The organism is Lysinibacillus sphaericus (assembly GCF_005217585.1).
Lineage (GTDB): Bacteria > Bacillota > Bacilli > Bacillales_A > Planococcaceae > Lysinibacillus > Lysinibacillus sphaericus.
In genome coordinates this window covers 11,976-31,328 of record NZ_SZPT01000003.1, presented here as the reverse complement: position 1 = coordinate 31,328, position 19,353 = coordinate 11,976, and the positions used below count along the sequence as shown (strand labels likewise).

At 38.5% G+C, this 19,353-nt stretch carries 14 protein-coding genes, 1 rRNA gene and 1 other annotated feature; of the genes, 12 read left to right on the top strand and 3 right to left on the bottom strand.

The annotated features are described in order from the left end of the window. From rrf to asnB, 4 genes are all read left to right on the top strand, one after another. Positions 1-116, top strand: a 5S ribosomal RNA gene (rrf, locus tag FC748_RS16145). A gap of 405 nt (positions 117-521) precedes the next feature. Continuing rightward, positions 522-1,985, top strand: coding sequence for an IMP dehydrogenase (guaB, locus tag FC748_RS16140; protein WP_108031394.1), 1,464 nt, complete (start codon positions 522-524; stop codon positions 1,983-1,985). Between the two features lie 140 nt (positions 1,986-2,125). Continuing rightward, the gene (locus FC748_RS16135) at positions 2,126-3,457 is read left to right on the top strand and encodes a D-alanyl-D-alanine carboxypeptidase family protein (RefSeq protein WP_108031392.1); all 1,332 of its coding nucleotides are present in this window, start codon (positions 2,126-2,128) and stop codon (positions 3,455-3,457) included. A 106-nt stretch (positions 3,458-3,563) separates the two neighbouring features. Beyond that, positions 3,564-5,402 (top strand): asparagine synthase (glutamine-hydrolyzing), encoded by a 1,839-nt coding sequence (gene asnB / locus FC748_RS16130; RefSeq protein WP_108031390.1) that lies wholly within the window; start codon positions 3,564-3,566, stop codon positions 5,400-5,402. 19 nt (positions 5,403-5,421) lie between these two features. Here the strand turns inward: asnB and pdxR are convergent, their stop codons facing one another. Then, entirely contained in the window at positions 5,422-6,852 is a 1,431-nt protein-coding gene (gene pdxR, locus FC748_RS16125; RefSeq protein WP_108031388.1) for a MocR-like pyridoxine biosynthesis transcription factor PdxR, read from the bottom strand. 105 nt (positions 6,853-6,957) lie between these two features. Here pdxR and pdxS point away from each other — a divergent pair, with 105 nt between their 5' ends. The 3 genes from pdxS to serS all read left to right on the top strand — a co-directional run bounded on the left by pdxS (position 6,958) and on the right by serS (position 10,033). Then, positions 6,958-7,842 carry a pyridoxal 5'-phosphate synthase lyase subunit PdxS gene (pdxS, locus tag FC748_RS16120; RefSeq protein ID WP_108031386.1) on the top strand — a complete coding sequence of 295 codons (885 nt, stop codon included), beginning with the start codon at positions 6,958-6,960 and terminating at the stop codon, positions 7,840-7,842. 1 nt (position 7,843) lies between these two features. Beyond that, positions 7,844-8,407, top strand: a complete 564-nt coding sequence (pdxT, locus tag FC748_RS16115) for a pyridoxal 5'-phosphate synthase glutaminase subunit PdxT (RefSeq protein ID WP_108031384.1) — start codon at positions 7,844-7,846, stop codon at positions 8,405-8,407. Positions 8,408-8,456: 49 nt separating this feature from the next. Then, positions 8,457-8,673 (top strand) — a binding site (T-box leader). Positions 8,674-8,752: 79 nt separating this feature from the next. Further along, positions 8,753-10,033 carry a serine--tRNA ligase gene (gene serS / locus FC748_RS16110; protein ID WP_024362938.1) on the top strand — a complete coding sequence of 427 codons (1,281 nt, stop codon included), beginning with the start codon at positions 8,753-8,755 and terminating at the stop codon, positions 10,031-10,033. A 296-nt stretch (positions 10,034-10,329) separates the two neighbouring features. Here the strand turns inward: serS and FC748_RS16105 are convergent, their stop codons facing one another. Both FC748_RS16105 and tadA read right to left on the bottom strand, forming a co-directional pair. Beyond that, positions 10,330-13,842: a S8 family peptidase gene (locus FC748_RS16105; RefSeq protein ID WP_108031382.1), complete on the bottom strand. Its 3,513-nt coding sequence runs from the start codon at positions 13,840-13,842 to the stop codon at positions 10,330-10,332. Between the two features lie 193 nt (positions 13,843-14,035). Next, a complete protein-coding gene (gene tadA / locus FC748_RS16100; RefSeq protein ID WP_024362940.1) occupies positions 14,036-14,551 on the bottom strand; it encodes a tRNA adenosine(34) deaminase TadA in 516 nt (171 codons plus the stop codon). Between the two features lie 139 nt (positions 14,552-14,690). On the opposite strand from tadA, the gene FC748_RS16095 reads away from it, so the two are divergent. From FC748_RS16095 to FC748_RS16075, 5 genes are all read left to right on the top strand, one after another. Further along, on the top strand, positions 14,691-15,026 hold the full coding sequence (locus tag FC748_RS16095) for an ArsR/SmtB family transcription factor (RefSeq protein WP_108031380.1): 336 nt from the start codon (positions 14,691-14,693) through the stop codon (positions 15,024-15,026). Between the two features lie 30 nt (positions 15,027-15,056). Next, positions 15,057-16,007, top strand: coding sequence for a cation diffusion facilitator family transporter (locus tag FC748_RS16090; protein WP_024362942.1), 951 nt, complete (start codon positions 15,057-15,059; stop codon positions 16,005-16,007). Between the two features lie 76 nt (positions 16,008-16,083). Further along, the gene (locus FC748_RS16085; RefSeq protein WP_024362943.1) at positions 16,084-16,416 is read left to right on the top strand and encodes a metal-sensitive transcriptional regulator; all 333 of its coding nucleotides are present in this window, start codon (positions 16,084-16,086) and stop codon (positions 16,414-16,416) included. Positions 16,417-16,473: 57 nt separating this feature from the next. Further along, on the top strand, positions 16,474-16,680 hold the full coding sequence (gene copZ / locus FC748_RS16080) for a copper chaperone CopZ (protein WP_024362944.1): 207 nt from the start codon (positions 16,474-16,476) through the stop codon (positions 16,678-16,680). Positions 16,681-16,761: 81 nt separating this feature from the next. Then, positions 16,762-19,173, top strand: a complete 2,412-nt coding sequence (locus tag FC748_RS16075; protein WP_108031378.1) for a heavy metal translocating P-type ATPase — start codon at positions 16,762-16,764, stop codon at positions 19,171-19,173. The last annotated feature ends 180 nt before the right edge of the window (positions 19,174-19,353 follow it).

Sequence of the window (19,353 nt, the reverse complement as noted above, 5' to 3'; positions counted from 1 at the left end):
TCTAGTGATGATGGCAAAGAGGTCACACCCGTTCCCATACCGAACACGGAAGTTAAGCTCTTTAGCGCCGATGGTAGTTGGGGGCTTCCCCCTGTGAGAGTAGGACGTCGCTAGGCACACAAAGCAGTCAGCATATTGCTGGCTGTTTTTTGTCTATTTTTAGCTTTCGAAAACGATTTCAATAAAATTGTAAGCGTTCTTATGAGTCCATTAGTGCTATTATTTTTTCAAATTGTGTGAAAAAATAAGTGAAAATAATTATGCTAACTATTAATTCTATCAATAATGTTTGGATGTTTAATTTTTTCTTGGTAGCTGATTGTTTAACAGAAAAATATTTTAAAAAGAGATATTTCAGCATTAAATATAGAAAAATGGTTTTAAAAATGAATAATTAGGTATAAGTTTGGACAAACTAAAAAATCTGAATTGTCTTTCTTTTATAAGTTTCTTGACAGTAGCATGACACGTTGTTAATCTTACAATTAATATTCTTTTAACTATAGGAGGAAGTTACGAAAATGTGGGAATCTAAATTTGCCAAAGAAGGTTTAACTTTTGATGATGTATTATTAGTACCAGCTCATTCAGAAGTACTACCGAAAGATGTTGATTTATCAGTTCAACTTACACCAAAGATTAAATTAAATATTCCAATGGTCAGTGCAGGTATGGATACAGTTACAGAATCTAAGATGGCTATTGCTATGGCACGTCAAGGTGGTATCGGTATTATCCATAAAAATATGGGCATAGATGAGCAAGCGGAACAAGTTGAAAAAGTAAAACGTTCTGAAAATGGTGTTATTACAAACCCATTCTTCTTAACTCCGACTCACCAAGTTTTTGATGCTGAACATTTAATGGGTAAATACCGAATTTCAGGTGTACCAATTGTGGATAGTATGGAAAACCAAAAGCTAGTAGGAATTATTACAAATCGTGATTTACGTTTTATTTCTGACTACTCTTTAAAAATTGAAGATGTAATGACAAAAGAAGATTTGATTACGGCTCCTGTTGGAACGACTTTAGAGGATGCGGAAAAGATTCTTCAACAATATAAAATCGAAAAACTTCCTATTGTAGATGAAGAAGGTAAGTTAACTGGTTTAATTACAATTAAGGATATCGAAAAAGTAATTGAGTTCCCGAATGCTGCAAAAGATGTACATGGTCGTTTATTAGTAGGAGCAGCTGTAGGTGTATCTAAAGATACAATGATTCGCATTGAGAAGCTTGTTGAAGCACAGGTGGATATCGTAGTAATCGATACAGCTCACGGTCACTCAGAGGGTGTACTACAAACAATTCGCTCTATCCGCGAAGCATACCCAGAATTAGAAATTATTGCTGGTAACGTGGCAACTGGAGAGGGAGCGCGTGCATTATTTGAAGCTGGTGCAGATGTAGTGAAGGTTGGTATTGGACCAGGATCAATTTGTACAACACGAGTTGTTGCAGGTGTAGGTGTACCTCAAATTACAGCCATTTATGATTGTGCTACAGTAGCGCGTGAATTAGGTAAAACAATTATTGCCGATGGTGGTATTAAATACTCTGGAGACATCGTAAAAGCTCTTGCAGCAGGCGGTAATATCGTAATGCTTGGCTCACTTCTTGCAGGTACTTCTGAATCTCCAGGAGATACTGAAATTTTCCAAGGTCGTCGCTTCAAAGTTTACCGTGGTATGGGATCTATTGGCGCAATGGAAAAAGGTTCAAAAGATCGCTATTTCCAAGAAGATGCAAAAAAACTAGTACCAGAGGGAATTGAAGGTCGACTTCCTTATAAAGGTCCTCTAGCAGATACAGTTTATCAATTGATTGGTGGTATTCGAGCAGGTATGGGTTATTGTGGTGCGCCTAACCTTGAATATTTACGTGACAAAGCTCAGTTTGTCCGCATGACAGGTGCAGGTCTTCGTGAATCACACCCGCATGATGTTCAAATTACAAAAGAATCACCGAACTATTCAATGTAATATATTTCAAGCAACTTTTATGCTCTCGTATCGTCTACAAAGATGATACGAGGGCATTTTTTATGAGATAGATTGCGCACCTACTAGGATATCTATGTTAAAATGTCGAGGACAAGATTATTTTTTGGAGGGCAATAAAGGTGAAAAAAACAACGAACACCGTATTACGTTTGCTCCTAATTCCTGTTCTATTATTTAGTGTATTTGCAGGTGTTCCTGCAAAAGCAAATGCAGAAACAGATTTAGGGCTGACGGTTGATGCTGCGATTTTAATAGACGCAGATTCAGGAAAAATTTTATATGAACAAAATGCAGATACTTCACTAGGTATCGCTAGTATGACGAAGATGATGACGGAGTACCTACTACTGGACGCAATTGATGCAGGTACGGTGAAATGGGATCAGGAATATCATGTGACGGATTATACGTATCGTATGTCTCAAAACCGTGCATTAAGTAATGTACCGTTACGAAGAGACGGATCATATACAATTCGTGAACTATATGAAGCAATGGCTATCTACTCTGCTAATGCAGCTACAGTGGCAATTGCAGAAACAATTGCTGGTACTGAAACTGAGTTTTTAAAACTAATGAACAAAAAGGCAGAAGAGCTTGGCCTTGAAGGCTATAAGTTTGTAAATGCTTCAGGTCTTAACAATGCTGATTTATTTGGTATGCACCCAGCAGGTACTGGTCCAGAAGATGAGAATGTAATGCCTGCTAAATCTGTAGCAAAATTAGCCTATCATTTATTAAAAGATCATCCAAAGGTTTTAGAGACATCTAAAATAACAAAAAAGATATTCCGTGAAGGAACAGATGACGCGATTGAAATGTCAAACTGGAACTTTATGTTACCAGGTCTAGTATTCCAATATGAAGGCGTAGATGGCCTAAAAACAGGTACTACTAACTTTGCAGGGCATTGCTTCACTGGTACTGCAGAACGCAATGGGACACGCTTAATAGCAGTCGTAATGAAGGCTGTCGATGCAAAAGGAGAAGGCTCTTATAAAGCACGTTTTGATGCTACGGCTAAGTTATTTAATTATGGCTTCACACAATTTACAAAACATGAAATTATTCCAGCAAACTATAAGTTTAAAGACCAAAAGACTGTGAAAGTAACTAAAGGGCAAGAAGACAAAGTAGCCATTGCTGTGAAAGAACCAATTTCATTTATGGTGAAATCTTCTGAAAAGGATTTATATCAACCTAAATTAGTTTTAGATAAAAAAAGCCTTGAAGCTAAAGTTAAGAAAGATACAGTAGTAGGGAAGGTCGTTATAGAGCGCACAGAAGGCAAAGATTACGGCTTTATTGATGGTAAGGAGTTTACATCTGATGTCGTGACAACAGCGTCTGTAGAACGTGCTAGCGGTATTTCTCTATTCTTCCAAGGTATCGGTAACTTCTTCGCAAACTTATGGGGCGGCATTACTGATTTTGTTGGTGGATTATTTTAAAAACTAACTAGTAAGAACACGTTTATGTTTGAAAAAACATAGCGTGTTTTTTTTTCACGTTTTACAGTCAATGTGCATACGCTAATAGGCGAAAGGATGTGGCTAAATGTGTGGAATTACCGGGTGGGCTAGTTTTAAAAAAGATTTACGAACAAGCGAGAGCATTGTGAAGTTAATGGCGCAAACATTAAGTAAACGGGGACCAGATGATGAAAATATTTGGTGTAATGAACATATCGCATTTGGCCACCGACGGTTAGCGGTCATTGACTTAATAGGTGGCAAGCAACCAATGGTGAAAAAACATGATGGCGTAACATATGTCATTACATATAATGGCGAACTGTATAATACCAAAGAATTGCGAAAAGAACTGCAAACAAGAGGACACGACTTTACAACCCAGTCAGATACAGAAGTATTATTAACTGCGTATATTGAGTGGAAAGAACAGTGTGTGAACTATCTAAATGGCATTTTTGCATTTGGTGTGTGGGATGAACAAACCGCATCGCTCTTTCTGTGTCGTGATCGTCTAGGTGTAAAGCCTCTGTATTACACTGAGCAACAAGAAGGATTACTATTTGCATCGGAGGTCAAGGCATTATTTGCACATCCAGCAGTCCAACCAATTGTTAATAGGGAAGGGCTTGCGACAATCATGGCTGTAGGACCATCTAAACCGCCCGGAAAGTCGCTGTTCCATAATATTCATGAGCTACGACCAGGATACGCAATGCGGTATTCAAAAGAAGGATTACGTATATGGCAATACTGGCAGCTTCAAAGTAAAAAACATGAAGAATCATTAGAAGAAACGATTGACCATGTACGGTATTTACTAACCGATGCTATTGAGCGTCAGCTAGTATCAGATGTACCGATTTGTACATTCCTTTCTGGAGGGCTTGATTCCAGTATTATTACTGGAATTGCGGCAAACAGCTTTCAACAACAAAAGAAAGGTAAACTCCACACATACTCTATCGACTATGAGGACAATGAACGTTTCTTTAATCCGCATGCTTTTCAAAATTCAACGGATACCTATTGGATACAAAAAATGAAAGACTCGTTTGATACAACACATCATGCGGAGCAAATTAGCCAACAACAGTTAATTGACTTGTTGAAAGAAGCTGTCTTTGTAAGAGATGCACCTGGTATGGCTGATGTTGACTCATCTTTACTATGGTTTTGCCGAGAAATAAAAAAAGATTTTACGGTTGCTTTATCAGGGGAATGTGCCGATGAAATATTCGGTGGTTATCCATGGTTCAAAGAAAGAGCGACTGGTTTCCCTTGGATTCGTTCATTACCCGAAAGAACAGCTATGTTACGCGAGGAATGGCGTACAAAGTTAGCTGTTGAAAATTACGCGCAGCATGTTTATGAACAAACGATTGGTGAAGTACCTTATTTAGAAGGGGAAAGTACAGACGCAGCTCAACATCGTGAAATGTTTTATTTAAACACGGTATGGTTTATGCAAACATTGCTAGAACGAAAAGATCGGATGAGTATGGGCGCGAGTCTTGAGGTGCGCGTGCCATTTGCAGATCATCGGCTTGTGGAATACGCATGGAATATTCCTTGGGAAATGAAAAATTTAGACGGTATGGAAAAAGGTTTGATTCGCAAGGCGATGTCGCATTTATTACCAGAGGAAGTATTATATCGAAAAAAAAATCCTTATCCAAAAACCTATCATCCAGTTTATACAGCAGGTGTTCAACGATGGTTAACAGAAATTATGAACGATAAACATTCAGTTCTTCATGAATTTTTTGAACGACAAAAACTAGTGGAGCTAATTGACTCTGGAGGAAGTTCATTTAAAGAACCTTGGTATGGACAATTAATGGCAGGACCACAACTGTTAGCCTATTTGGGGCAAATTGATACATGGTTTAAGCATTATAACATTCAACTAAAAGAAAATTAAAAAAAGCACAACCATCTTGTCACTTGAATCGTGACGGAGATGGTTGTTTCGTTTGTATTGCCCAACAATTCATTAACTTCTCAATGGAAGATTCAATCTCGTGTACAGGAATGCCGCCAAAGCCGAGTAAAAATTGAGCTTGTGTGGCCGTATTTTCATCAAGACGATAAGCGGATAATGGATAGATACCGATACCTGCATCATTGGCACTGTGCTGTAATTGTTGCTCGGATAGTTCATGTTGAACATTGAGCAAGATATGCATACCTGCCTGCTCCCCAGTGATTTTTATTTGATTAGAATAATTTTCTAATATCGTCGTGAGCTTCTCATGCTTTTTTCGATATACTTTTCGCATACGATTTAAATGTTTTGAAAAATGTCCATCTCGCATGAAATTGGCTACAATGTGCTGATCGAACCTTGGTACTGTAGATGAATAATAATTAAAGACATCATTATAAGTAGCAAGTAGCTTAGGTGGTAGTACAAAATAGGCGACTCGCAAGGAAGGCATTAATGATTTGGTAAAAGTACTCATATAGATGACTTTATCATTGCGATCTAAAGCTTGTAGCGCGGGAATTGGTTTTCCAGCATAACGAAATTCCGAATCATAATCATCTTCAATGATATATCGTGATGGACTTTGAGCTGCCCAATTTAAAGCTTGTGCGCGCCTTGTGGCAGACAATACAGCGCCAGTAGGGAATTGATGCGACGGCGTGATATAAACGACATTAGCAGTTGTTTTTTCTAGTTGATGAATAAGGATACCTTCATCATCTACTGCAATTGGACAAACCTGTCGTTTGTGTTGTAAAAACATCCGATGCACGGTCGGATAACCAGGGTTTTCGAGTGCAAAGCAAGTGTCTTCGCTGAAAAGACGCAAAATCATCGGGAGCAGTTGTTCTGTACCTGAACCAATGACAATTTGCTCTGGGCTACAAATAACGCCGCGCGATTGATATAAGTAATTTGCAATCTCTGTACGTAACGCTAATTCTCCTTGAGGTTCTCCAGTCAATAATAATTCTTTGGAGGTATCATCAAAAAGTTCTTTTGCATATTTTCGCCATGTTTGAAATGGGAAGGCATCAATATCTATGGAACCAGGGTTAAAATCAATGGCATATGTTTTTTTCCGAGGTTGCTCTTTTAGCAGCATAGATGTATCTTGCTGTATATAGGGGAGCTCATCAATATCCTCTACAAAATAACCGACCCGAGATTTTGATATTATATAACCCTCTGCAAGTAATTGGGCATAGGCAATTTCGATTGTTGTTTGAGAAATATTTAAAAAATCTGCCAATTTTCGCTTCGAAGGTAATTTTTCTCCGACCGTAATTTTCTTTGTAATAATCGCTTCTTTAATACCGCTATAAAGCTGATCATATAGCGGTTTTCCACCGTTTTTTTCAAGCTGAAATAAAAGCATATCCATGTTCGATTTTTCACCTGACCTTATAATTATTTTATAAACTGAATATTTTGATATGGTCAATTTCTATTATACTAAATTTCATCACAAAGGTGGAGGTAGAAAAGAATGAAGCAAACAGGAACAGAATTAGTAAAACGTGGGATGGCGGAAATGCAAAAGGGTGGCGTGATTATGGATGTCATTAATGCGGAGCAGGCGAAAATTGCTGAAGCATCGGGTGCTGTGGCTGTGATGGCATTAGAGCGAGTGCCTTCAGATATACGAAAGGCAGGAGGAGTGGCACGCATGGCAGATCCTCGTATTGTAGAGGAGGTTATGGCGGCTGTCACAATTCCTGTTATGGCGAAAGCACGTATTGGTCATATCGTTGAAGCTCGCGTGTTAGAGGCAATGGGCGTTGATTATATTGATGAGAGTGAAGTGTTAACGCCAGCGGATGAGGAATATCATTTATTGAAAAGTGACTATACAGTGCCATTTGTATGCGGCTGTCGTGATTTAGGAGAAGCGGCTCGTCGTATCGGTGAAGGGGCATCTATGCTACGGACGAAAGGTGAGCCAGGTACAGGGAATATTGTAGAGGCTGTACGCCATATTCGTAAGGTCAATGCCCAAGTACGAAAAGTTGTCGGGATGACTGAGGATGAGTTAATGACTGAGGCAAAATTGCTTGGTGCTCCATTTGAATTATTACGAGAAATTAAAAAGCTTGGTCGATTACCAGTTGTAAACTTTGCCGCAGGCGGTGTAGCGACACCAGCAGACGCAGCATTAATGATGGAGTTAGGTGCTGATGGAGTATTTGTGGGCTCTGGTATTTTTAAATCGGAAAATCCTGAGAAATTTGCACGTGCCATTGTAGAAGCAACGACGCATTATAAAGATTATAAATTGATTGCAGAAATTTCAAAAGAGCTGGGTGTGCCGATGAAAGGTATTGATATTGCACAACTTAGTCAAAGTGAACGTATGCAAGAACGAGGCTGGTAATATGAAGAGAGTCGGTGTATTAGCATTACAGGGTGCTGTTAGAGAGCATGTACGAATGTTAGAGGCACTTGGTTGTCAAACGGTTTTAGTCAAGCATAAGGAGCAATTAGAAGGGCTTGATGGTCTTATATTACCAGGTGGAGAAAGTACAACAATGCGCAAGTTACTTGATCGCTATGAACTAATAGGACCCATTCGTTCACTTGCGCAAAAAGGCGTACCAATATTCGGCACGTGTGCTGGATTGATATTATTGGCAAAAGAAGTAGTTGACCATGATTCACATTTAGCTGTAATGGATGTTGTCGTTGCTCGAAATTCATATGGACGTCAAGTAGATAGCTTTGAAGTGAATTTAAATATCCAAGCGATTGGCGAAGCAATACCAGCTGTCTTTATACGCGCACCGCATATTGTGTCGGTTGGGGAAGGTGTTGAAGTGCTAGCGGAGCATGACGGAAAAATTGTGCTAGCGCGAGATGGTCATTTACTTGGCTGTTCATTTCATCCTGAACTAACGACAGATTTGCGCATTGTCGAATATTTTGTGACGACCATGGTGTGACTTGCAAAATGTCGTTTCATATAGTACAGTATGGATAAAATTTAAATAATTGAACACGATGATGGGAAGTAGTAGCAAGCACGTTTTTTTTAGAGAGTCAGCGGGTGGTGGAAGCTGATAAAAGCACTTGTGAATCCGTCCTGGAGTTGCGCAGTCGAAGTGAATGAAGTAGGCTGTCGCCGGCTGAAATGCCGTTATGAGATAAGTGGACTAGACAATCTGTCTGGTCAATTAGGGTGGCAACGCGGGTAGCTCTCGTCCCTTTCATGGGATGAGGGCTTTTTTGTGTTCTATCTTATCTATAAATTCCCATCATTTATGAATCTACTACTGGAGGTATGAAGGATGTTAGATATTAAACGCGTCCGTGATAACTTCGCGGAAATTAAAGAAATGCTATTAACACGCAATGAAGATTTAGGAAACTTAGATGATTTTGAAGCTTTAGATACAAAACGTCGCGAATTAATCGCGAAAGCAGAAGAACTGAAAGCAGAACGAAATAAAGTATCTGAACAAATTTCTGTTATGAAACGTAATAAAGAAAATGCTGATGAAGTCATCGCACGTATGCGTCAAGTTGGCGATGAAATTAAAGAGCTAGATACACAACTCAATGAAGTAGAAGACCGTTTTAAAGATATGATGATGCGCTTACCAAACGTGCCACATGAATCTGTGCCAGTCGGTACTACGGAAGACGACAATGTAGTGGAATATACGTGGGGCGAAGTACCAACTTTTGATTTTGATATTAAAGCACACTGGGATATCGCAACAGATTTACAAATTGTAGATTTTGAACGTGGAGCAAAAGTAGCGGGCAGTCGTTTCTTATTCTATCGTGGCTTAGGTGCTCGTTTAGAACGTGCATTAATGAGCTTTATGATGGATTTACATGCAGAAGAGCATGGTTATGAAGAAATGCTACCACCTGTTATTGTTAATCGAGATAGCTTAACGGGTACAGGTCAGCTACCTAAATTTGAAGAAGATGTATTTAAACTAGATGATACAGATTACTTTATGATTCCAACAGCAGAAGTACCTGTTACGAATTTCTATCGTGATGAAATTCTACCTATTGAAGTTTTACCACAAGGCTTTGCAGCGTATAGCGCTTGCTTCCGCTCAGAAGCGGGCTCTGCCGGTCGCGATACACGTGGCTTAATTCGTCAGCACCAATTTAATAAAGTGGAATTAGTCCGTTTTGTAAAACCAGAGGAATCTTATGAACAGCTAGAATTATTAACAGGTCACGCTGAAAAAGTATTACAATTATTAGGTTTACCTTATCGTAAATTAAAAATGTGTACAGCTGATTTAGGCTTCACTGCTGCCAAAAAATATGATTTAGAAGTATGGATTCCAGCACAAAATATGTACCGTGAAATTTCTTCTTGCTCAAACTTTGAGGATTTCCAAGCGCGTCGTGCCAATATCCGCTTCCGCCGTGAGCCAAATGCTAAACCAGAATACGTACACACATTAAATGGTTCAGGTCTTGCTATTGGTCGAACAGTGGCTGCCATCCTTGAAAACTATCAGCAAGCCGACGGAAGCGTAGCTATTCCAGAGGTATTAGTTCCTTATATGGGCGGCAAAAAAGTCATTGCACCGAAGTAATTAGCGAAATTCTCCAAACCATCCACACAAAAAAAGGCGTTGGGGCATAATTAAGGAACAGAAGAAAGATGTTCGTAAATTTTTGCTATATAGAGAATATAGCTATTCTTACTTTTGCAACTACTAAAAAATTAGAACTGTTCACTAGTTGTTGGTAGCGGAAAGCACCGCTGTTGCAGGCAACAACGGCATAGCAAAAAAGTGTTAGATTGACTACAGTCAATCTAACACTTTTTCTCTTTTGTTTTAGTTCTAAATCAGACAACAGAAGTGACTGTGTTTAGGTGATTTATACCCTATTGTACTTCAAGTGTATATGGTTGAGTACTAGCTTTACCGTTTAATTCACTTACTTCAATATAGTAAGTTCCTTTGTCTAATTCAACTGTACCTACTTCCGGATCTTCAGTTCCGTAAAGATCAAAAGTTCCTACTGTTTTTCCTTTTGCATCAATAATACGGATAACACCATCCAGTGCTTTTTCTGTTTGTAGAGAGAAGAATACATCGCGTTTGCTATCAATATTTAATTCAAAGTAGTCTTTATCGCCAAACGGAACACCGGCATTTAAATATTGCGAAGCAACCCATTTGTTATCTTTTTTCGTAAGCTTAGATGGCTTTGTTGGTATACCATTGATTAATTCGGAATCCTTATCTTCATCGACTTGATTGTGTTTATACATGCTTAAAGTATATGGATGAATCGATACTTGTTCAAGGTTCATACCGTTAATAATAATAAAATAACCATGATTCTTTTTCGCTTTAAAAGAGGTATTAACATCAGTTGTGCCAATAATACCGAGTAATAGTTCAAAAATGTTATTGCCTTGTCCAAATTGAATTTCGGTTTCCAATTCTTTTGGATCAATTTCCATGTTGCCATTTGTATCTTCAATTATAGAACCTGAAAATTTAAAGGCATTTTGAAGCTCTTTAGGTAATTGATTTAGCTGTTCATTTGTCATAGGTAAAGAAGAAACAAGAAGGCTCATGATTTCATCTTGACCGCGTTGTTTATAGTAGTAGTAATCAATATCATCTTGATAAATGATATGATCTTTATAGATTGTACCAGGTTGCACCGCTTGAGCATTTATTGTTGTGTTATTATCACTTTTATAATCTGATGGGATAGCTGCTAATTTACTTGTTTTAAGAGTATATGGTTCAGCCGAGCGAGCACCTTGATTCATTACCTTTACAACATAAGTTTTGTCCTTTTTCAATGCGACTGCTTTTGCATCATTGGCATTACTAGTTGAGCCAAGAAGTAAACTTAGTATCCCCATATCATTACTTAATGAAGAAACTGCTAATAATTCGTTTGTTTCCTCATCATATTCAAAGATAGTTCCAGCTGGAATTTGATTCATGCCTTTTTTAACTTGGAAACCATATACGGCATCTTCTTCGGGCTTTAATAAGAAGTAATCTTCATCAAATTCTGTTTGGAAGTAAGCTTTTTTATCTTGACCAATGTCAAAAGGAACGGCTTGCTCCATAATTAGAGCTATGTCTTCCGGATTACCCATAGCACCAGGATCCATAAACATATTGAATAAATTATTTATTTGATTGTCTTTTTTTGTTTGATATTGAGTTAAAGGTAAAAGCTCATTTTCTACATTACCTTCTGGCATTTCCTCATTTAACGGTAACCCGTCTTCATCTTCAGGAAGGGTAACGACTTCACCCTTTAATGTATAAGGGATGATGGATTCACTTATCGTTTCTTCATTTTCAATGCCGCCGCTAAAGAACATATCAAGTGAAAAAGCACTACTGCCTTGATTGGATACGTTTAATACATATTCTGTCCCAGGAATAGCGTCAACAATAAGGTTTACACCGTCGCCTTTATCTGCGCTATAGCTTGTTTGAATTGGATAGGCCTCATACATTTCCTCATCATTAACGTTTTCTGCTGGTACAGCATCTAATTCTTCCTTTAGATAAAGTTCCATAGAGGCTGTAACACCTGGAATACCAGACAAATCAAATCGCAGCGTTGTTGGTTCTTTTACTGAAAATGTGAAATAATCTTGGTCGCTTTGTTGATCTTTAGAAAGCAGGGTATAGTTTTTCCCTCTTGTACTGAATGGGAACTGTTGAATGTTCTCCTTTTTGTCCATCTCTAATGAATCAACTGGTAAATCCTTCGTTGTTTGAGCAGTGAATACATAATTCGACTCACCATTTAAGTTATAGCTGCCATTATAATCTTTAACCCCAACAAGCAGTGTTCCTTTTTGATCTGCTTTGTATAGGTATCCCTCTTGCTTTCCTACACGCACATCATTGACATGGATTGGGTCGACTTCCTCTTTGCTATCTGTAGGGTAGAAATACAATTCAAGTGCATAATCGTATTTGTTTGCACCCTTTAATGTCAGTTGAGCATATTCATTTGCATCTAAATCAACCTTGTACCATTTTTTTTCGTTTGGTTGTTTGAATTCACCTTTTTCTGAATTCAATGTATTCTTTGCAAGAACTTTGGCATTTTTAATACGTTCTTCCGTTGTTTCTGAATACTCTTTCGGAAGATTATTGACATTAAACTGTAATGCTTTCACCGGGTTGATAAGACCATGTCCATATGTAAGATCATAGCCTTTCTCGCCTAGATTATTTGCAGTCATTTCAAGAATAGCTTCTACTTCATGAGGCTTTAAATTTGGATGTTTTGATTTTAGTAGGGAGGCAACACCTGCTACAACGGGAGCCGCCATTGATGTCCCACTAAATTTGACAAAGGATGATCCCTTTTTCTCGTCGTGAACGGTACTGTATATTTCCTCACCTGGTGCTACCACGTCAACCGATGGACCATAGTTTGAATAGCTTGATAGTTTGTTGATATCATTTGTAGAACCTACGCTAATGACACCTTCGTAAGAAGCAGGGAAAGAATATTCATCTGTCGATTCGTTTCCTGCTGCTGCTACAATCGTAATTCCTTTATCTATCGCTTGCTTAACAGCGTCTTTCATTAATGGAGATTCTCCATAACCACCAAGACTCATGTTAATAACATCAGCGCCCTGTTCAATGGCGTAAAGAATACCTTGTGCAATGACGAAATCATTGGCACCTTCTTCTCCGTTGAATACATCAATTGGAAGAAGCTTAGCATTTGGATTAATCCCATGTCCTCCTACATTATTATCTTTTGCAGCGCCAATAATGCCCGCTACATGTGTTCCGTGGTCACCAGTATAAGTGGTATTGGCTGGTGCTGCGGCATTATACGGTGGAAGTACTTGAGATTTTAAATCAGGGTGTTTAAAATCCACACCAGAATCGATAACCGCTACTTTTACTTCATGATTACCTGCTAACTCTAGTGCCTTATCCATTTGAAGTAAGTTTAAATGATACATATCTTTTTTCTTTGGATCTGCTCCGTTAGCGAAGGAATGATAAACGTAGCTTGGGGATACACTTTTAACGCCGTCTTGCTTTGCATAATAAGAAACTGCTTTTTCTAAAGAAATTCCCTTTTTCAGTTGGATTACATCATATCCTAGTGATGGAATAGATCGTATTACTTTGGAGCCAATGTTTTTATGTGCGTTCTTAGCAAGACCTGTATGCTTGACGATAATGGTATCTTTACTAATCCATTCCTTATCATTTTTTACATACTTTAATGCTTTTTCCTTATTGCTAGCTATAAGACTTTTCTCTACTTCTGTGTGCTGTGCTGTTTTTTCTGGTGCTGTAGCATAGGCAGAAGCAGCAGGAACCATTAGTGAAGCTGACGCTACTAAAGCAATTGATTTCTTCATCCATTTTTTCAATTGTTCTCTCTCCCATGATGTTTTATTTATTCTATATCTAATACGAATGAAACGTGGAAAAGTTTCGGATAAAAGGATAATTTCGGTCTACTTTCCTGATTTACCCCCTATTATTAGAGAATAGAAAAAGGTACCCACCTAAATTTTGGGGTACCTTTTTCATGTTGACAGCAAATGCTCTCGTAAATACCACTTATTGTGGCTCACTAGATTCTGCCATTTTCCGTGCTTTTTTCTCAGCTTTTTTTCGTTCGCGTAATGCTCTAAAAAAATCGGTTAAAATTTGTCCGCATTCTTCAGCTAATATACCTTCCGTTACATCACAGTCATGGTTGAAGCGCGCATCATTTAATAAATGATAGAGTGAATCGACACAGCCAGCTTTTATGTCCCGTGCGCCGTATACAACACGTGGCACTCGCGACTGCAAAATAGCCCCTGCACACATAGGGCAAGGTTCCAGTGTGACATAAAGTGTTGTTTGTTCAAGACGCCAACTACCAAGTTTTTTACATGCTTCTTGAATCACCATTAATTCGGCATGAGTAGTTGCATTTTGAGTTGTTTCACGTAGATTATGCGCGCGCGCAATAATTTCTCCTTCATATACAAGAACGGCCCCTATTGGTACCTCACCAAGCAAAGCAGCTTTTTTTGCTTCCTCTAAAGCTTGGTTCATAAATATGCGGTCTTTTTCAAAAATATCCACTAGAATCTCTCCTTACAGAGTAGTGTATCATGCGGGTGGCGTTTTGTATTTTGCTTTGAATTGACATTTCTAAAATAACCCTATATATTTATATATGAACACATGCTCATATATAAATAAACTATAGGAGGAACGGAAAATGGATGAACAAGTTAAACAGGGCGAAATAGAAACCGGTAATGGCCAGCACTTAGATGAGGAAACGTTATTTGTTGTTTCTCAAACGTTTAAAGCATTGAGTGATCCAACAAGAATACGGATTTTAAATTTATTATGTTCAGATGAGCATTCGGTTAACGACATTGCTGAAATATTAGACTTAAGTCAGTCAACGGTATCCCATCAATTACGATTTTTAAAAAATTTACGATTAGTAAAATTCAGGAGGGAAGGAACAAGCTTATATTATTCAAAAGATGATGACCACATTATGAATTTATTGAAGCAAGCAATTGAACACGCTACGCACAACTAATTGTATGAATTAATATTTGGGGGGAAAACGATGGGGCATAATCACGATCACGGTCATGATCATACACATGGTGCAAATAAAAAGGTGCTTTTACTATCCTTTATCATCATTACGAGTTATATGGTGATTGAAGCAATTGGTGGGTTCTTAACAAATAGTTTGGCGCTTTTATCGGATGCTGGCCATATGTTAAGTGACTCAATTTCTTTAGCCATTGCACTTCTTGCTTTTATTTTTGGAGAAAAAGCAGCTAGCTTTAGTAAAACATATGGTTATAAAAGGTTTGAAATATTAGCTGCAGTGTTAAATGGTGTAACATTAATTTTAATTGCGTTATTTATTTTCTATGAAGCCATTGAGCGTTTTGCAAATCCACCAGAAGTAGCAACAACAGGTATGCTGATTATTAGTGTAATTGGTTTGTTAATTAATATAGTAGTGGCTTGGATTATGATGCGGGGTGGAGATACGGAAGACAATTTAAACATGCGTGGTGCATTTTTACATGTTCTTAGTGATATGCTTGGCTCTGTCGGTGCCATCATTGCTGCTTTAGTCATTATGTTTTTCGGCTGGGGCTGGGCCGATCCACTTGCCAGTGTTATTGTTGCATTATTAGTACTACGTAGTGGATATTTTGTGACAAAGTCTGCTATCCATGTTCTTATGGAAGGAACACCTTCAAATGTCGACGTTCAGGAAATCATTCAAATAATGGAGCAAACTGAAGGTGTGCAAAGTATTCATGATCTTCATATTTGGACGATAACTAGCGGAACAAATGCATTGTCCTGTCATGCAGTTGTCGATGACCAGCTAAACATTGGAGAAAGCGAGCATATTTTACGTGAAATTGAACATAATCTTGAACATAAGGGCATAAAGCATATAACGATTCAATTGGAAACCGCAGCGAACCGCCATGATGAATCAATTTTATGTAATCTTAAGAGTGAGCCAGTTCATCACGATCACCATTAATTATAAAAAAATAAAACGCCTATTTACATACCCTTCGTGGGTATAGTATGATATTAGCAAATAGGAGGTGAAGAATTTGGAGGACACAGTGAAAGAGGATGCTTGTCATACAGAGGAAACTGCATCGTGTCGAAAAAGTCATCACCCTGAGCGCGTGAAAAAGGATTTAACGACTCGCTTAAATCGAGTAGAAGGTCAAATCCGAGGTATTAAGGGAATGATTGAAAAAGACGTTTACTGTGATGATATCATCACGCAACTGTCTGCCACGCAATCAGCTTTGAATAGCGTAGCGAAAATTTTATTAGAAGGTCATTTAAAAGGCTGTGTCGTAGATCGCCTATCTGAAGGCGATGAAGCGGTTCTAGATGAGTTAGTCGTGACCATTCAAAAATTAATGAAAAAATAATTTTACGGGTAGTTACTCTTATATAGCATGTACATTAAATTTAAAGGAGAGATATTTATGCAAAATGTAACATTAAACGTACAAGGAATGTCATGTGGACATTGTGTCAATGCAGTGGAAAAAAGTGTCGGCGCTTTAGCAGGTGTAGAACAAGTAACAGTAAATTTAGCAGATGGTTTGGTAGATGTCGCATTTGACGATGCCCAAGTATCACTTGCGCAAATTAAAGAAACGATTGACGATCAAGGCTACGAGGTAGAATAAGATCAATAGGGTGCTCACAAGGCACTCTATTATTTTCAAATTTATATACCCCTATATGGTATAGAAAGAGGTGGGAAGTTAATGCGTTCTGAATTGAAGGAAACGAACCTACAAATTACTGGCATGACTTGCGCAGCGTGTGCTACGCGTATTGAGAAAGGCTTGAAAAAAATGGAGGGTGTCGAGCAAGCAACCGTAAACTTAGCGCTTGAAAAATCCTCTATAAAATATGATCCAGCAATATTGAGTGAAGTAGACTTTGAAAAGAAAATCGAAGCGTTAGGCTATGGCGTCGTAAAACAGAAAGCGGAACTTGATATTACAGGTATGACGTGTGCTGCATGTGCCACTCGTATTGAGAAAGGTTTAAATAAGCTTTCAGGTGTTTCAACAGCAACTGTAAACTTGGCACTTGAAAAAGCATCCATCGAATTTAATCCAACAGAGGTTTCTGTATCGGATATTATCGGTAAGGTTGAGAAGCTGGGATATGGTGCTCATCAAAAAGCGGATGAGCGAGCAACTGAAGATTATCGAGAAAAGGCAATAAAACAACAGCAACAAAAATTTCTTTTTTCAGCTATTCTTTCGCTACCATTACTGTGGACGATGGTTGCTCACTTTTCATTGACATCGTTTTTATATGTCCCCGATTTTTTATTGAATCCTTGGGTGCAATTAGTGTTAGCTACACCAGTTCAATTTATTATTGGGAAACAATTTTATGTAGGTGCATATAAAGCTTTACGTAATGGCAGTGCTAATATGGATGTCCTTGTCGTTATGGGGACTTCAGCAGCTTATTTTTACAGCGTTTATCAAGCCATTGTTACAGTTAATTCACATCATGGACCGCATCTATACTTTGAAACGAGTGCCGTTTTAATTACGTTAATTCTTTTAGGTAAATTATTCGAAGCAAAGGCAAAAGGGCGTTCATCAGAAGCGATTAAAAAGCTAATGGGTCTGCAAGCAAAATCTGCGATAGTTGTGCGAGATGGAGTAGAAAAAGAAGTCCCATTAGAAGAAGTTGTGATTAGTGATATTTTATTAGTTAAACCAGGTGAAAAAATTCCTGTAGATGGTGAAGTAGTAGAAGGTATAACAGCCGTTGATGAATCAATGCTAACAGGGGAAAGTCTTCCGGTAGATAAAAAACAAGGAGATGTATTATACGGTTCAACCATTAATAAAAATGGCTTTGTGAAAATGTCAGCAACCAAAGTTGGTCGAGACACAGCACTTGCTCAAATTATTAAAGTTGTAGAAGATGCACAAGGTTCAAAAGCCCCCATACAACGTTTAGCAGACCAAATTTCGGGTATATTCGTGCCGATTGTTGTTGGTATTGCGATTGTGACATTCCTTGTTTGGATTTTATGGGTAAAACCTGGTGAATTTACACCTGCACTAGAAGTGTTAATTGCGGTTCTTGTTATTGCTTGTCCTTGTGCGCTAGGCTTAGCGACACCGACCTCTATTATGGCAGGTTCTGGTCGCGCCGCTGAATTTGGGATTTTGTTTAAAGGTGGCGAGCATTTAGAACAAACGCAACGCATTGATACAGTTGTTGTCGATAAAACAGGAACCGTAACACACGGCAAACCGATATTAACAGACGTTGTACTAGCAACGGGGCAAGAAGAAGCATCCTTTCTTTCATTGATTGGGGCAGCAGAGAAACAATCCGAACATCCGCTAGCACAGGCCATTGTGCAAGGAATTGAAGAGCGAAGTATCACACTTGGCGATGTTCAATTTTTTGAGGCCATTCCAGGTTACGGCGTGCAAGCAACCGTTTCTGGTCAAGGTGTGGTAATCGGGACACGTAAATTAATGCAACAATATGATATAGATATTCAGCATATATTGCCGACAATGGAGATATTAGAGGAAAACGGTAAAACCGCTATGTTGGCTGCTATAAACGGTCAATATGCAGGCCTTGTTGCTGTTGCAGATACGGTAAAAGATACGTCAAAAGAAGCCATTCGTCGTTTACAGGATATGGGTATTACAGTCATTATGATGACGGGTGATAACGAACGGACTGCGCAAGCAATCGGTCAGGAAGTTGGGGTTAACCATGTTATCGCAGAAGTACTTCCAGAAGGAAAAGCGGATGAAGTGAAAAAACTGCAAGCTACAGGCAAAAACGTAGCGATGGTTGGTGATGGCATTAATGATGCACCAGCATTAGCAACTGCCAATATTGGGATGGCCATAGGAACTGGTACAGATGTGGCAATGGAGGCTGCTGATATTACGCTTATTCGTGGTGATTTAACTAGCATTGCGGATGCCATTATTATGAGTCGTAAAACAATGCGCAATATTAAGCAAAATCTATTTTGGGCATTTGCATATAATACATTAGGGATTCCAATTGCAGCTATGGGCCTTCTTGCACCGTGGGTAGCGGGTGCAGCTATGGCATTCAGCTCAGTGTCCGTCGTGTTAAATGCCTTACGTTTACAACGAGTAAAATTATAGTGCCAGTCACTCAAACAATTCTCAAACAATTCTCTAAGTAGATTTTTACTAAAACGATTGCGTAGAATGGACGTTACTTGTGCAGAGAGGAAAGCGTCCACCTAGCGGAAATTTACGCAGTATTTGCTGGCTAAAGTTAGGCCCACTAAGGTGGGTATTTTTTGTTGCATGGAGCTATAA

Bases quoted from the DNA above. Each gene is read 5' to 3' on its own strand.
- pdxS (WP_108031386.1), top strand. From the start codon at position 6,958: ATGAAGCAAACAGGAACAGAATTAGTAAAACGTGGGATGGCGGAAATG.
- pdxT (WP_108031384.1), top strand. From the start codon at position 7,844: ATGAAGAGAGTCGGTGTATTAGCATTACAGGGTGCTGTTAGAGAGCAT.
- serS (WP_024362938.1), top strand. From the start codon at position 8,753: ATGTTAGATATTAAACGCGTCCGTGATAACTTCGCGGAAATTAAAGAA.
- copZ (WP_024362944.1), top strand. From the start codon at position 16,474: ATGCAAAATGTAACATTAAACGTACAAGGAATGTCATGTGGACATTGT.
- pdxR (WP_108031388.1), bottom strand. From the start codon at position 6,852: ATGGATATGCTTTTATTTCAGCTTGAAAAAAACGGTGGAAAACCGCTA.
- asnB (WP_108031390.1), top strand. From the start codon at position 3,564: ATGTGTGGAATTACCGGGTGGGCTAGTTTTAAAAAAGATTTACGAACA.
- FC748_RS16090 (WP_024362942.1), top strand. From the start codon at position 15,057: ATGGGGCATAATCACGATCACGGTCATGATCATACACATGGTGCAAAT.
- FC748_RS16095 (WP_108031380.1), top strand. From the start codon at position 14,691: ATGGATGAACAAGTTAAACAGGGCGAAATAGAAACCGGTAATGGCCAG.
- FC748_RS16075 (WP_108031378.1), top strand. From the start codon at position 16,762: ATGCGTTCTGAATTGAAGGAAACGAACCTACAAATTACTGGCATGACT.
- guaB (WP_108031394.1), top strand. From the start codon at position 522: ATGTGGGAATCTAAATTTGCCAAAGAAGGTTTAACTTTTGATGATGTA.